This is a genomic window from Leeuwenhoekiella polynyae, from assembly GCF_004104075.1.
GTDB lineage: Bacteria > Bacteroidota > Bacteroidia > Flavobacteriales > Flavobacteriaceae > Leeuwenhoekiella > Leeuwenhoekiella polynyae.
Genome location: NZ_QOVK01000022.1, coordinates 37786 through 51460, shown reverse-complemented (window position 1 = coordinate 51460; position 13675 = coordinate 37786). Strand labels below are relative to the sequence as shown.

The 13675-nt window shown below is 39.6% G+C and carries 13 protein-coding genes; 4 read left to right on the top strand and 9 right to left on the bottom strand.

The genetic code is table 11. From position 1 onward, the window contains the following. Positions 1-195 precede the first annotated feature (195 nt). The 6 genes from secA to DSM02_RS17135 form a co-directional block, all read right to left on the bottom strand. Positions 196-3558: a preprotein translocase subunit SecA gene (secA, locus tag DSM02_RS17160; protein ID WP_128766754.1), complete on the bottom strand. Its 3363-nt coding sequence runs from the start codon at positions 3556-3558 to the stop codon at positions 196-198. Positions 3559-3800: 242 nt separating this feature from the next. Continuing rightward, positions 3801-4022 carry a DUF2795 domain-containing protein gene (locus DSM02_RS17155; RefSeq protein ID WP_028374482.1) on the bottom strand — a complete coding sequence of 74 codons (222 nt, stop codon included), beginning with the start codon at positions 4020-4022 and terminating at the stop codon, positions 3801-3803. A 152-nt stretch (positions 4023-4174) separates the two neighbouring features. Beyond that, positions 4175-4747 carry a cob(I)yrinic acid a,c-diamide adenosyltransferase gene (locus tag DSM02_RS17150; protein WP_128766753.1) on the bottom strand — a complete coding sequence of 191 codons (573 nt, stop codon included), beginning with the start codon at positions 4745-4747 and terminating at the stop codon, positions 4175-4177. 44 nt (positions 4748-4791) lie between these two features. Continuing rightward, the gene (locus DSM02_RS17145) at positions 4792-4986 is read right to left on the bottom strand and encodes a hypothetical protein (RefSeq protein WP_128766752.1); all 195 of its coding nucleotides are present in this window, start codon (positions 4984-4986) and stop codon (positions 4792-4794) included. A 31-nt stretch (positions 4987-5017) separates the two neighbouring features. Then, a complete protein-coding gene (locus DSM02_RS17140) occupies positions 5018-6052 on the bottom strand; it encodes an RluA family pseudouridine synthase (protein ID WP_128766751.1) in 1035 nt (344 codons plus the stop codon). After that, positions 6039-6662 (bottom strand): PASTA domain-containing protein, encoded by a 624-nt coding sequence (locus DSM02_RS17135; RefSeq protein WP_128766750.1) that lies wholly within the window; start codon positions 6660-6662, stop codon positions 6039-6041. The genes DSM02_RS17140 and DSM02_RS17135 overlap by 14 nt, the downstream gene beginning before the upstream one ends. A 321-nt stretch (positions 6663-6983) precedes the next feature. Between DSM02_RS17135 and DSM02_RS17130 the strand changes: the two genes are divergently transcribed. From DSM02_RS17130 to DSM02_RS17115, 4 genes are all read left to right on the top strand, one after another. After that, entirely contained in the window at positions 6984-7964 is a 981-nt protein-coding gene (locus DSM02_RS17130; protein ID WP_128766749.1) for a D-alanine--D-alanine ligase, read from the top strand. Between the two features lie 99 nt (positions 7965-8063). Next, positions 8064-8516 (top strand): pantetheine-phosphate adenylyltransferase, encoded by a 453-nt coding sequence (gene coaD / locus DSM02_RS17125; protein ID WP_073100355.1) that lies wholly within the window; start codon positions 8064-8066, stop codon positions 8514-8516. A 52-nt stretch (positions 8517-8568) separates the two neighbouring features. Continuing rightward, complete coding sequence (locus DSM02_RS17120; protein ID WP_128766748.1) at positions 8569-9327, top strand: hypothetical protein; 759 nt, start codon at positions 8569-8571, stop codon at positions 9325-9327. 28 nt (positions 9328-9355) lie between these two features. Next, complete coding sequence (locus tag DSM02_RS17115) at positions 9356-10135, top strand: hypothetical protein (protein WP_128761854.1); 780 nt, start codon at positions 9356-9358, stop codon at positions 10133-10135. A 20-nt stretch (positions 10136-10155) separates the two neighbouring features. On the opposite strand, the gene DSM02_RS17110 is transcribed toward DSM02_RS17115, so the two are convergent. The 3 genes from DSM02_RS17110 to DSM02_RS17100 are packed head-to-tail and all read right to left on the bottom strand — an operon-like array spanning position 10156 to position 13486. Continuing rightward, positions 10156-10863 carry a TonB-dependent receptor domain-containing protein gene (locus DSM02_RS17110; protein ID WP_128766747.1) on the bottom strand — a complete coding sequence of 236 codons (708 nt, stop codon included), beginning with the start codon at positions 10861-10863 and terminating at the stop codon, positions 10156-10158. Beyond that, entirely contained in the window at positions 10814-12211 is a 1398-nt protein-coding gene (locus tag DSM02_RS17105; protein WP_128766746.1) for a TonB-dependent receptor, read from the bottom strand. Before DSM02_RS17105 ends, DSM02_RS17110 begins: the two co-directional genes overlap by 50 nt. Before the next feature lie 3 nt (positions 12212-12214). Further along, a complete protein-coding gene (locus DSM02_RS17100; protein ID WP_128766745.1) occupies positions 12215-13486 on the bottom strand; it encodes a PQQ-dependent sugar dehydrogenase in 1272 nt (423 codons plus the stop codon). Positions 13487-13675 lie beyond the last annotated feature (189 nt).

Sequence of the window (13675 nt, the reverse complement as noted above, 5' to 3'; positions counted from 1 at the left end):
ACAAAATTCAACTCAGCAATTATTATCTAAAACTATATTTTATTATCGTAGTCAAATTATCTATTAACAAAGATTGGCAACAGGTTTAATAAATATTTATAGGTTTTTTTAGGTAGAATCTTGTTGGGGTGGATTTAAAAGAAAAAGGCCTGCGATAACGCAAGCCTTTCAATATGATTATTATGAGTTATTATCTTACTCATCTACAAGCACCCAATCTCCTTTATCAAGAAGAGGAATAGCTTGTTTAAACTTCATTGTTTTATTTTCGCCATTCATGACGTGTTTTATCGTCACTTTGTCGTTACGGCCTATTTTAGGTCGCTCCCGCGTAATGGTTTCGGTAATTTGCTGACGTTGTGCTTGTGTATTACCGCTGGCAGCTCTGCTTTGTGCAGCACGCTCGTCAAGATTGGGGATTTCTTCTTTTGATGTTTGTGTCTGTTCTTTTTGCTGAATCTGGCGCGCTTCGCGTATCTGATTTTGCTGTTGAACCGGAAGCTCTCCCTTAAACAAGAATGAGATCACATCTTTATTCACTTGATCCATCATTTGTTTGAAGAGTTCAAAAGCTTCAAACTTATAGATCAATAATGGATCTTTTTGTTCGTGAACCGCTAACTGTACACTCTGCTTCAATTCATCCATCTTGCGTAAATGCGTTTTCCACGCATCATCTATAATGGCAAGAGTAATGTTTTTCTCAAAGTCTGTGATAAGTTGTTTCCCTTGAGATTCATAAGCCTCTTTTAGGTTTGTAACCACTTTGAGTTCTTTGTTTCCGTCAGAGAAAGGAACCACGATACGTTCGTAGTTGCTGTCTGGATTTTCGTAAACATTACTAATGATAGGAAATGCAATTGCTGCATTACGCTCCATTTTTTCTCTATAATGTTTTAGCGCAGCATCATACACTTTTACGGCAAGTTGTTTTGCTGAAGAACTACCAAATTCTGCTTCATCAACCGGACTACTCATTGAGAAGAAACGGATCAATTCAAATTCAAAATTCTTAAAGTCCTGAGCCATTTTATTGGTCTCAGCAATCACTTCTGAAGTGTCGTAGATCATATTTGCAATATCTACACGCAGACGCTCTCCAAATAACGCGTGGTAACGACGCTTGTAAATAACTTCACGTTGTGCGTTCATCACATCATCATACTCAAGCAAACGCTTACGAACCCCAAAGTTATTTTCTTCCACTTTCTTCTGAGCTCGTTCAATAGATTTTGAGATCATTCCATGCTGAATCACTTCACCTTCCTGAAGCCCCATTCGGTCCATCATTTTAGCGATACGTTCAGAACCAAACAAGCGCATCAGGTTGTCTTCAAGAGACACATAAAACTGTGAACTGCCCGGATCTCCCTGACGACCAGAACGCCCTCTTAACTGGCGGTCAACACGACGTGAATCGTGACGTTCTGTACCTATAATGGCCAGACCTCCTGCTTCTTTTACTTCTTTACTTAGTTTAATATCGGTTCCACGACCCGCCATGTTTGTAGCGATTGTTACCTGACCAGAGTTACCCGCATCAGCAACAATATCAGCCTCTTTTTTATGGAGTTTCGCATTCAATACATTATGAGGAATCTTTCTTAATGAAAGCATACGTCCCAATAATTCTGAAATCTCTACGGATGTTGTACCGATAAGTACCGGTCTGTTCTGTTCAACAAGATGCTGAACTTCGTCAATAACAGCGTTGTATTTTTCACGCTTGGTTTTGTAAACCTTGTCATCTTTATCATCACGGGCGATAGGACGATTTGTAGGGATTTCAACAACATCAAGTTTATAGATTTCCCATAATTCACCGGCTTCAGTTACCGCAGTACCCGTCATACCACTCAATTTGCGGTACATTCTAAAGTAATTCTGAAGGGTTACTGTTGCAAAAGTTTGGGTCGCATCTTCAATCTTTACATTTTCTTTTGCTTCGATCGCCTGGTGTAAGCCATCGCTATAACGACGCCCATCCATAATACGACCGGTTTGCTCGTCAACGATTTTCACTTTATTATCCATCACCACATACTCGGTGTCTTTCTCAAACAAGGTGTATGCCTTAAGCAATTGATTCATCGTGTGAATACGCTCACTCTTAACGCTGAATTCTCTAAAAAGTTCTTCTTTTTTCTCAGCTTCTTCTTCTGGAGATAAGTTGGCATTCTCGATCTTGCTGATCTCAACACCCATTTCTGGCATGATAAAGAAGTTAGGATCGTCTTTACCAGAAAGGTGGTCAATACCCTTATCAGTCAGTTCTATCTGATTGTTCTTTTCATCTATAGTGAAATACAGATCTTCATCAATCACGTGCATTTCGCGATTGTTGTCTTGCATATAGTGGTTTTCGGTCTTCTGTAAAAGTTGACGAATCCCATCTTCACTTAAATATTTTATAAGTGCTTTGTTTTTAGGAAGACCTCTGTAAACCCGTAATAATTTTATAGCTCCTTCTTTAGAATCTCCAGCAGCAATAAGTTTTTTAGCTTCCGCTAATACACTTGTTAATTGCTGACGTTGAAGGCTTACGATGCTGTCAATTTTAGGTTTTAAAGCGTCAAACTCGTGTTGATCTCCTTTTGGTACAGGACCTGAAATAATCAAGGGTGTACGCGCATCATCTACTAATACCGAGTCGACTTCATCTACAATGGCATAGTTAGGAGCGCGCTGTACCAAATCATTGGGTGCGTGCGCCATATTATCACGCAGGTAGTCAAAACCAAATTCATTATTAGTTCCATAGGTGATATCTGCTGCATAGGCCTTACGACGTGCTGCAGAATTGGGTTTGTGATAATCAATACAGTCTACGGTTAAACCGTGAAAGTTAAACAAAGGAGCCATCCATGCGCTATCTCGTTTTGCAAGATAATCGTTAACAGTAACAAGGTGAACTCCGTTTCCGGTTAAGGCATTGAGATAAACCGGAAGGGTAGCAACCAATGTTTTACCCTCACCTGTTTGCATCTCTGCAATTTTACCTTGATGCATTGCAACACCACCTATAAGCTGCACATCATAGTGAATCATATCCCAGGTTATTGGTTTTCCTGCAGCATCCCAGCTGTTAGACCAAATGGCATCATCACCTTCAAGTTGAACGTAAGCTTGTTCTGCGCTAAGCTCACGGTCAAAGGCACTTGCTGTAACTTTGATTTGAGGATTGTGGAAAAATCGTTTTGCGGTTTCTTTTACAACAGCAAATGCCTCAGGCAGTATTTCGTTGAGAACCCCTTCACTTATTGAGTAAGATTCGTCTTTAAGCTTGTCGATTTCAGCATAAATTTCTTCTTTGCGGTCTATATCGTCAGTCTCGTCTGCTTCTTTCTCAAGGGCGAGTAGCTTAGCATTTGTATCTGCAAGAGCAGCAGCTATTTTGGCTTTAAACGCTGTGGTCTTTTGCCTGAGTTCATCGTGAGACAATTTTTCAAGAGCAGCTTCAAAACTTTTTATCTGATCTACAATAGGTTGAATTGCGGCGACATCCTGTTTAGATTTGTCTCCTACAAATACCTTTAATACTTTGTCTAATAATCCCATAATTGGTATTTAAATTTATTCCCGCCAAAGGGTCTCTGGATCCCCGTGGCTCTTTTAACGGGAAATTAATTTCCTGTTTTTTTCCGCTCTGCGGAAGTAATAACCAGTATTAACCGGTTGTTTATTTTTAAATGCTTATTTAATCACTATAGTGGTAATCAAAACTTTTTTAAAGCGTTTCAAATTTAAGCAAAAAAAAAGCCTCATAGCGAGACTTTTTATGTGTTTACATGATGTAAAATCTAGTATTCATCCTCGTTCCAGAGGTAGTCGTCATCAGACGGATAGTCTGGCCATATTTCATCGATAGAATCGTAAGAATCACCTTCGTCTTCCATAGATTGTAAATTCTCTACGACCTCTAATGGTGCTCCCGTTCTAATCGCATAATCAATCAATTCATCTTTAGTTGCAGGCCAAGGTGCGTCGCTCAAATGAGAAGCCAGTTCTAATGTCCAGTACATAGGTTAACGTATTTATTTTTTTGCAAAAATAAATTTATTACCATAAAATCCAAGAAAATTGAAGATTATTTCAAAATTATTTTTAAGAACGTACGTAACCTCTTGTGATTACGAGCATTGAAGTTTCATTTTTTTAGGAGAAAACCTGAAAATCATTTCTTTTCTGGTATCCATTTAATCTCTTCTGCTTGTAGCTGTTTTGACAACATTCGTGCCAGCACAAATAGATAGTCAGAAAGACGGTTCAAATATTTTAAAGCGTTTTCTTCAAACGGAACTTCCTGATTAAGAGCTGTTGCAAGGCGTTCTGCTCTGCGACAGACTGAACGGCTTATGTGACAGAATGACACGGTTTGATGTCCTCCAGGAAGTATAAAATGGGTCATAGGCGGTAACTGCTCGTCCATAGTATCCATTTCATTTTCTAAAAAGGAAATATCGTCAAGACTTACTTTATCAATATTCAGGCGTTCTTTACCGTTTTTTAAAGTTGCTTTCTCAGGGTCTGTTGCTAAAATTGCACCGATTACAAAAAGTTTTTCCTGAATTTTGATCAGTACTTCTTTACTGTGTGCATCAATATTCTGATCTCGCAGCAGTCCCAGGTATGAATTGAGCTCATCTAATGTGCCGTAGCTTTCTATACGAATATTGTGCTTGGCAACACGAGTGCCGCCAAAAAGGGCAGTAGTACCATTATCACCGGTTTTAGTATAAATTTTCACAGGGATCGTTTTATTCCGCATAGCGGAAATTAATAGTAGAATCGCTATTTAGCCTTTTCTTGCTCTTCGCGTTCTAAAGCTTTTTTTCGCTCGATATAATCGGCTTTAAAACTGCGTTTTCTATGCTTACGTAATTTGCTTTGATTACGCTTGTTATTTGCCATTACTGCCAGAAAAAGCACTGCCAGTACGATAACAATTATAATGCATTGTAAATTTTCGGGTATAAAATCTAGCATAATACAAAGGTATAGTATTTATAGCGCAAGGCTATTCCATAGCATGCTTGGCATAGCTGCGCCACTTTTCAATACAAGCAACCATATCTTCTGGGAGTTCGCTGTCAAAACGCATCCACTCGCCAGTTTTAGGATGTTCAAATCCCAGAGTCTTAGCATGTAAGGCTTGTCTGGGTAATATTTTAAAGCAGTTATCTACAAACTGTTTGTACTTCGTAAAGGTTGTTCCTTTTAAAATAGCATCACCACCATAGCGCTCGTCATTAAAGAGGGTATGGCCAATATACTTCATATGCACTCTAATCTGATGCGTTCGACCTGTTTCAAGCCTGCATGAGATTTTGGTCACATAACCTAAACGCTCTAATACTGCATAATGCGTTACGGCTTCTTTACCCTGATCACCATCTTCATAAACGGTGTTTTGCATGCGGTTTTTAGGATGACGACCTATATGACCTTCTATAGTGCCGCTCTCTGCTTCTACATTACCCCAAACAATAGCGATGTATTCCCGTTCGCTGGTTTTGTCAAAGAATTGTTTAGCAAGATGGGTCATTGCAGCTTCGGTTTTAGCTACTACAAGAAGACCGCTGGTGTCTTTGTCTATACGGTGAACGAGACCGGGTCTGCCGCTGCTGTTTTCCGGTAGGTTTTCAAAATGATAGATCAGCGCATTGATCAGGGTGCCGCTGTAATTGCCGTGACCGGGATGAACGACCATTCCGGCAGGCTTGTTAACTACGAGAAGGGTGTCGTCTTCATAAACAATATCCAGAGGGATATCTTCCGGCGTCAATAAAAACTCATACGGCGGGTGTTCAAATAGCACGCGCACCACATCATCAGCTTTTACTTTGTAATTCTGTTTAACAACAACTCCGTTAACTTGGATATTTCCATTTTTTGCTGCTTGTTGAATTTTATTACGTGTTGCTTTTTCGATAAAATTCATCAAGAATTTATCTACACGTAGAGGTTCCTGACCTTTACCTGCGGTAAAGCTGTAATGCTCATACAATTCATCATCCTGCTCGTCTGGTCCTTCGGTATTAATATCCTGCATCTTCTAAATCATCTGCCTCGTTAATAGAATCTTCTGCTGCGTCTGCTGAAGTGCGATAACTGCCTTTGCCGTTGCCTACTACCATGTCAATAACAGAAGTTTTACGCAGGGCGTCACCTGCTTGTATTGTTTGTCCGTCGTGTCTCAATTCTAAAACTTCGTCTGGCGAAATATGATCGCGGTAATCTATTTTGCCTATTTTAAAACCAAGAGCCAAAAGCGTTGGTTCTACTTGGCGTTGTGTTCTTCCTACCAATTGTGGGATTTCAATCTCACGAAATCCACTGGGGTTGAGCACTAGATATATTTTTCTTCCTTCTTTTACAAATTTACCGGCAGCGGGATTTTGCTCTATTACAGAAAAAGTAGGATAGTCTGGGTTGTAGTTAGAAGAGTCTATAACGACATAGTTTAAATCTGCGTTGTCAAGCTCTTGTTGTACCAGTCCCAGAGACATTTTGCTGAGGTCTGGCACGGCAATGCGTTCGTCGTGATTGGTAGAAGCGCGCAGCCCATACAGGAGCACGAAGGTTAGTATAACAAGAGCTAGTACTGCGAGCACAAGCTGCATTAAAAAGGTCTTGCTAAATAAAAATTTAAAGAATCCCATAGGTACGCGATTTTGCGGCTACAAACTTAGTTTAAAATTGGCTGACGCTCAATTGCAATCATTTTTTTTGCCTATTTATTCTAAAAATAACGTTCTTTGAAGCCTTGTTTACTCGATAATCGAGGGTTGAATGAGTTGAAAATTATCTTCTTTTAAAATTTACTCGATAATCGAAGTTTAAATGTTTCGAGGCTTGCCTCGTAGTTAAAAAATTGTTTCATTTAAATACCTCGTAGGTTTGCCTGCAAGGTGATTTACTGAAAGATTTGAGCAATTTTGCCAGACTTTCTAAATACGTAACGTTAAGCTTTCTGTTTTACTATGTCAAAAAAAAATATTGCAGTCGTAATGGGTGGATATTCCAGTGAGGTGAATATCTCTATATTGAGCGGAAATACGGTTTGCAAACATCTTGATACTTCAAAATATGCGGTTTATCCCATTCATATTTTAAAAGAGGGTTGGTTTTGTAAGCACGCCGACCATAAACCCATTCCTGTTGATAAACACGATTTTTCGATACATGTTGAAGGAACTAAAATCACCTTTGACTGTGTGTTTAATTCCATTCACGGTACGCCTGGAGAGGATGGTATTCTACAGGCTTATTTCAACTTACTTGGTATTCCGCAAACTGCTTGTAATTATTATGAAGCAGCACTTAGTTTTAATAAACGAGACTGCATCAGTGTTTTGAAGGCCTATGGTATAAAAACGGCTACAAACTATCTGTTGAACACAGGTGATGCAATCAATACTTCAGAAATTGTTGAGAAGGTGGGGCTGCCGTGTTTTGTGAAAGCCAATAAAGCGGGTAGTAGTTTTGGGGTTTCTAAGGTTTATGAAGAAGAAGAACTTGAAGGGGCAATTGCAGTTTCTTTTAAAGAAGATGATGAAATTATTATTGAATCCTTCTTAGAGGGTACCGAAGTTTCTGTAGGTGTGATCAATTATCAAGGTAAGGTAATGGCATTGCCGGTAACTGAAATTGTTAGCGAGAATGATTTCTTTGATTATCAAGCCAAATACGAAGGGAAGAGTCAGGAGATCACACCTGCCCGAATCTCACCAGAACAAACAGAAGCGGTACAACGCGAGGCAGAAAAGGTTTTTAAACTATTGAAGCTAAAAGGACTTACGCGTGCAGAGTTTATTTTTCATAAGGGCGAACCGCATTTCTTAGAGGTAAATACCACTCCTGGGTTGAGTCCGGCGAGTATTATCCCGCAGCAGGCAAAGGTAGCCGGTATCAATTTATCCGATTTGTTTGACAATGTTATTCAGCAAGCGATCTCCAAGTAAGAAATGCAAAATATGAAGTCAGAGTTGTACTAGGTGAAACCTAAAAGCCAGCTATAATTTGTATTTTTATATTTCATTTTCAACCTTGAAAAACTAACTATGAAACGTGCTGTATTTCCCGGATCTTTTGATCCACTTACTTTAGGTCATTATGATATTATAGAGCGCGGACTCAAACTTTTTGATGAGATCATTCTGGCTATAGGTGTGAATGCAGATAAAAAATATATGTTCAGCCTGGAGCAGCGCGAGCATTTTTTGAAAGAGTCATTTAAAGATGAGCCCAAGATAAAAGTAATGACTTATAAAGGGCTGACAGTTGATTTTTGTAATGCTACAGATTCCGGGTTTATCTTGAGAGGTTTACGCAATCCGGGTGATTTTGAGTTTGAGAAAGCAATCGCACATACGAATAGAAAGCTGTCTCAAATAGAGACAGTTTTCTTATTGACTTCTTCGGGTAAAAGTTATATATCTTCTTCTATAGTGCGAGATGTAATACGTAATGGAGGTGATTATACCGGTCTGGTGCCAGACGCTGTGCGGGTATAAATTGATGCAACGCAAGCGTAAAACTCGGGTCTTTTAAGCACAGCTCTAGTTTATGCCAAGAATTTTCAGTTGCCTTTTCATTATTTTCTTCGGAATTAAAATCCATTCTCAGACTACTGCGGGTAAAGTATATGCTGAGGATAAGACTAAAGAAGGTGTACTTATCATTAATACTACTCAAGATAAAATGGTAGCTACAGATAAGTGGGGGAATTTCGACATCGCCGCAGCAGTAGGAGACTCTCTCATTTTTAGCGCTTCGTTTTTTGGGACTCAAAAATTTAAAGTGCAGCAGTATCAGCTTGAAGAGAAATGGGTCGTAGAGCTTAAAGAAGTTTTGAATCAATTAGATGAAGTGCGACTTACAAGCACCACTTCAAAAATCAAAGAATTCAGTGTGGTGGAATACGATAAGAATTTCAACACCTGGCTGCAGAAGGATATACAGGAAAATTACGGAAAGTATAGTCCGCCATCTTCGGGTTCAGGGATTGATTTTATTGCTATTGGTAAAATGCTTTTTAAAAATAATAAGAAGCCTAAAAAAGAGAAGTCCAATCCCAACCATTTTAGAATCCTTGAGCTAGAAGAACTAGTAGCTTTTTTTAAAACCGATGCTTTTTTTGATAAAAATCTATTGAGAAATCAATTAGAAATTAGCGCCAAAGAAGAAGGTATGTTTTTTGACTATTGTGAGAGTCAGCAAGTAGATGCGCGTTTGCTGCAAAAGAAAAATCAAATACGATTTTTAGATTATCTGTTAAAACGAAGTAAAGAGTTTCATAAGTTGTCGCAAGAAACTTTAAATTAAAAGTACTTTGTACAACCTAAACACACTTATGAGTATTAAGATCTTTTTTACAATTTGTTTTTTAGCTGTTTCCACTTCAGTATTTGCTCAGAATACAACGGGGAAGGTCTATGCAGGCGACAAACGCGTCCCGGGTGTTTTAGTGGAGAACAGGACTCAGAATAAGAGTACGGTTACTACAGATGCCGGGGATTTTAGTATTGCCGCACGGCTCAATGATTCTTTAGTGTTTAGCGCGCCTTTTATGGAAACACAATTTTTCACGGTTGAAAAATATCAACTGGAGAAAGTCTGGGTGGTGGAACTCAGTGAAAGTTTAAATGAACTTGCTGAAGTACGTCTTACCGAAGCACCAAAAGAGAAAAAATTTGATCAGACTGAATACAATGAGCAAGTAAATGAGTTGGTGCGTAATGATGTCAAACAAAGCCCGCAGGAGTACAGACCTAAATATACCAGTAACGGGATCGATTTTATTATGCTGGCGAAGCGATTTATAGGGTTGTTTAAAAAAGACCCTTCTAAGCAGCAAAAAGAATATGCTCCCATAACCTACGAGCAGTATCAAATACTGTTTGCCACAGATGATTATTTTGATCAAAAATTCTTAAATCGTCAATTGCAAATAGAACCCTATTATCAGAGTTTGTTTTTTGAATATTGTGATGCGATGCAATTACCGGGAGATTTGTTGTTACCCGAGCGTCAATTGGATCTTCTGGATGCCTTGATGAAGTTAAGTGGCGATTTTAGAGCCGAACTCAAAAAGTTTGAAGAGCAAGAAACTTCACTTCCCGAAGACAATTAGTAACTTCTACTTATTCTGAATCAATTCAAATTAAAATTCAATCCCACGTAAAAATTAATAGGTTCTCCCGGGTAATAATAACGAGGAGCAGCCCCGCCAAAACCGGTTGCGTTAGGTAACACCTGCGCTGCATAAGCGGTGTCAAACACATTGTTGACCCCAGCATAAGCAGCAGCTTGTAGCTTATTCAAAAAATTAAAAGTGTAATCGGTTCTTAGATTGACGAGCTTGTACGAATCGCTATAGATCGTGTTGGCATCATCCAGTGGAATGTTTCCATTATGTCTGTAATTGATATGGAATGAGTATCTGTTTTTATACTTCAGATCCAGCCCAAGGTTGATTACTTTGTCGGCAACTCCGGTCAAGTCGTTCCCGTTATAATTGATGTCGTTATCGGTAAATTCATCAAAAGAATAATCGTTTAAAGCTAGAGATCCATACGGCTGAACCATCCAGTTTGTAGTAAGATGGGTTCTGTAATTCACCAATACTTCTATTCCGTTGTGATCAGTAGCTCCGGCATTCCGTCCTACATATTGGTCATTGCCCACACGTTCAGCAACCAACAAATCATTTACTTGCACGGTATACAAAGCCAACTCGGTATACAGGCTTTTATCAAGCCATTGCGCTTTTAAACCCAGTTCATAATTCACTCCGGTTTCGGGTTTGATCTCAGGGTTTATGGCGCCTTCGGGAGTTAAAGTCTCTGCTAACCGTAGCATACAAAAACTTATCAGTCGCTACTTCATAAGACAAGCCAGCTTGCGGCAAAAAGATTCTTGGGTAGGTGTATACTCCACTATTATCTGTGTCAGATTTATTTAGATAATCATCTAAAATATATCTACTGTGATTATAGTTGAGCCCCAGATCTGCTTTAAGGCGTTGAGTAAGCTGCAGACTTATTTGTGCAAAAAGGTTGAGGTATTTTCGGTCTTGCTCCTGATTGCTAAAGCGAGCACCTTGCAAACTTCCGTTACCGGAATTGTCTTCGTATAAATTTTCAAAGAGCTGGGCTTTGTAGTTTTCATCAAAATACTCTACACCTATGCTGCTTTTCGCGGGAATATTAAAAATCGTAAACTGGGATTTGAGATTGCTTCTAATCCCAAAAGCAAAGGATTCTTCATCTAAAATATCAAAGGGGCGGGGCTCATAGCCATCGCGGTAGTTTCCAAAAACACTGGTTTGCCACAAATTATTTTCACTAAAATTCCAAGAATATGAAATACCGGCTAAGGCTTTATCATAGGATTCGTATCCCTGAGCTTGTCCCCAGGTGAATGCAGCATTTTGAGGACTATTGATTAAAGTTTCCTTATTGACAGAGCTGGGTATGAAAGCTTTTAAACGCGTGTAGTTCCCGAAAAAGCTAAGCGAACTGACGGCGTTTAAAGCTGTTTTCGCATAAGCTGTATACGTATTTCTATTGTAGTTGCTGTTTTCCCGATATCCGTCTTTCTCTAAATGATTATAGCTGATAAACCCCTTTGTTTTGGCAGAAGCTAAAGCCGCTGTTGCTCCACTTTTTAGCAAGCCGTATGAACCCGTGAGTCCGTTGATGCTGACAGTGGTTTTTTGGGGTTTGATGACTGAAATATTGATCGCCCCTCCTAGACCTGCACCATAGCTGCTGGAAGCTGGACCTTTAATAATTTCGAGACGCTCGATCAGGTTGAGGTCCAGATCTTCTAAAGTAGTCTCGCCTTCACCTGTAGTAAGCGGTATGCCTTCGATATAGGCTTTGACACGGTTTGTAGAATACTGGCTGCGCGCGCCCAATCCGCGTATGCTTATCCGGCTAGTGTTTAAGGCACCCTGTTGCATTTGAATTCCGGGATTTTTATTGATCTCGTTAGCTATTGAAAGTGGTGTGCCGCGCTGTAGGTCTTCAGCATTGATAAGGTTTACAGCCGCCGGAATGCGTTGCAATTTATCTTGAATAGGGGTAGAAGTCAGGATGACTTCTCCTAATGTGTTGCGTACTAAAACAGAATCTGCTGTTACCGATTCTTGAGCAAAAGCAAAACAAGAAAGTAACAGCAGAAAACTTAAAATATAGTTGCCCATATATTATTTTACAGATACACGCCAGATCACTCCGCCGTCATCATCGTTAACTAAAAGAGAGCCATCTGGAGCAACTGTAGTTGCAACAGGGCGACCGTAAACTTCATTTCCATTTTCATCAGGAACAAAGCCGGTTAGGAAATCAACAGGTTCTTTTGGAATCCCATTTTCAAAGGGAATGAAAACCACTTTGTAGCCTGAGAACGGTTCGCGATTCCAAGAACCGTGTTGCCCAACAAATGCTCCGTTTTGATACATCTGAGGAAATTGATCTGCAGTATAAAAGGTAAAGCCTAATGAGGCTGTATGTGGTCCTAAAGGCACATCTGGAATAATTGCTTTGTCTACCAAATCCTGATGCGGATCTTCATCCCATCTTGGGTCATTGATTTGACCATAGTAGCTATAAGGCCATCCATACCAGCCGCCTTTTTTTACACTTGTAGCATAATCAGGAACCAGATTATTGCCCAACTCGTCACGCTCGTTAACAGCAGTCCAAAGATCACCAGTAACCGGATTCCAGTCCATGCCTACAGGGTTTCTCAAACCGGAAGCATAAACGATTTCTCCGCTTCCGTCCGGATTAACTTCGAGAATATTCGCGCGGCGTTCTTCTTTCTCCATTCCTTGTTCCCCTACATTACTTGCAGAACCTACAGAGATGTAAATCTTATCGCCAGCTTCGTTCGTGATGATATTTCGCGTCCAGTGGTTGTTGTAACCACTAGCAGAAAGTTCTACTATTTTTTCTCCTTCACCTTCTAATTTGGTTTGTCCTTCGGTATAGGGAAAGCGATAAAGTCCATCTGTATTAGCGATGTAGAAAAAATCACCAAGAACCAGCATTCCGAAGTTTTGATTCAACTTATCCTTAAAAACAAAGCGTTCATCTATTTTTCCATCCTCGTCTGTATCGCGTAATAATGTGATTCGGTTGGCGCTGTCTTTAGTATTAGATTCTGCAACAAAAATGTCGTTATTAGGAGCTACATAGGTCCAGCGTGGATGCTTTAAAGAATCTGCAAAACGCTCTACTTTAAACCCTTCAGCAGCAATAGGGGTTTTCCCAGCAGGCCAATTAACGACCTTGCTTTGTTTGGTCACGGACTCTGAGGTAAAGGGAGCAGGAAGTTCCAAAGGACCAACAGTAGTTTGTACAGTAACCGGTCCATTGTCTGCAAGTTCTTCTTTTTCATCTTCAGAGACTTTGGTATCGTTTTTACAACTACCCAGAACTAATAAGCCGGCTAGTAAATATAAGTGTGCTTTCATAAGTATTCATTTTATACGAAAATAAGACATTGATACAGGCTGGCAACTCCACCAATCTGCATTAGTATAAGTTTAACGAGATTTTGAACTGAAACAGACCTGATCTGATAGCGAAATCCTTGTAGTGAAATTAGCTGATGTAAACCTTTACTTCTGAGTGCTAATGAGCAGGTTTATCGCTTTGCCTTC

Coding starts and splice junctions, on each gene's coding strand:
- secA (WP_128766754.1), bottom strand. CDS start 3,558: ATGGGATTATTAGACAAAGTATTAAAGGTATTTGTAGGAGACAAATCT.
- DSM02_RS17155 (WP_028374482.1), bottom strand. CDS start 4,022: ATGTACTGGACATTAGAACTGGCTTCTCATTTGAGCGACGCACCTTGG.
- DSM02_RS17145 (WP_128766752.1), bottom strand. CDS start 4,986: ATGCTAGATTTTATACCCGAAAATTTACAATGCATTATAATTGTTATC.
- DSM02_RS17140 (WP_128766751.1), bottom strand. CDS start 6,052: ATGCAGGATATTAATACCGAAGGACCAGACGAGCAGGATGATGAATTG.
- DSM02_RS17135 (WP_128766750.1), bottom strand. CDS start 6,662: ATGGGATTCTTTAAATTTTTATTTAGCAAGACCTTTTTAATGCAGCTT.
- DSM02_RS17130 (WP_128766749.1), top strand. CDS start 6,984: ATGTCAAAAAAAAATATTGCAGTCGTAATGGGTGGATATTCCAGTGAG.
- coaD (WP_073100355.1), top strand. CDS start 8,064: ATGAAACGTGCTGTATTTCCCGGATCTTTTGATCCACTTACTTTAGGT.
- DSM02_RS17120 (WP_128766748.1), top strand. CDS start 8,569: ATGCCAAGAATTTTCAGTTGCCTTTTCATTATTTTCTTCGGAATTAAA.
- DSM02_RS17115 (WP_128761854.1), top strand. CDS start 9,356: ATGAGTATTAAGATCTTTTTTACAATTTGTTTTTTAGCTGTTTCCACT.
- DSM02_RS17110 (WP_128766747.1), bottom strand. CDS start 10,863: ATGCTACGGTTAGCAGAGACTTTAACTCCCGAAGGCGCCATAAACCCT.
- DSM02_RS17105 (WP_128766746.1), bottom strand. CDS start 12,211: ATGGGCAACTATATTTTAAGTTTTCTGCTGTTACTTTCTTGTTTTGCT.
- DSM02_RS17100 (WP_128766745.1), bottom strand. CDS start 13,486: ATGAAAGCACACTTATATTTACTAGCCGGCTTATTAGTTCTGGGTAGT.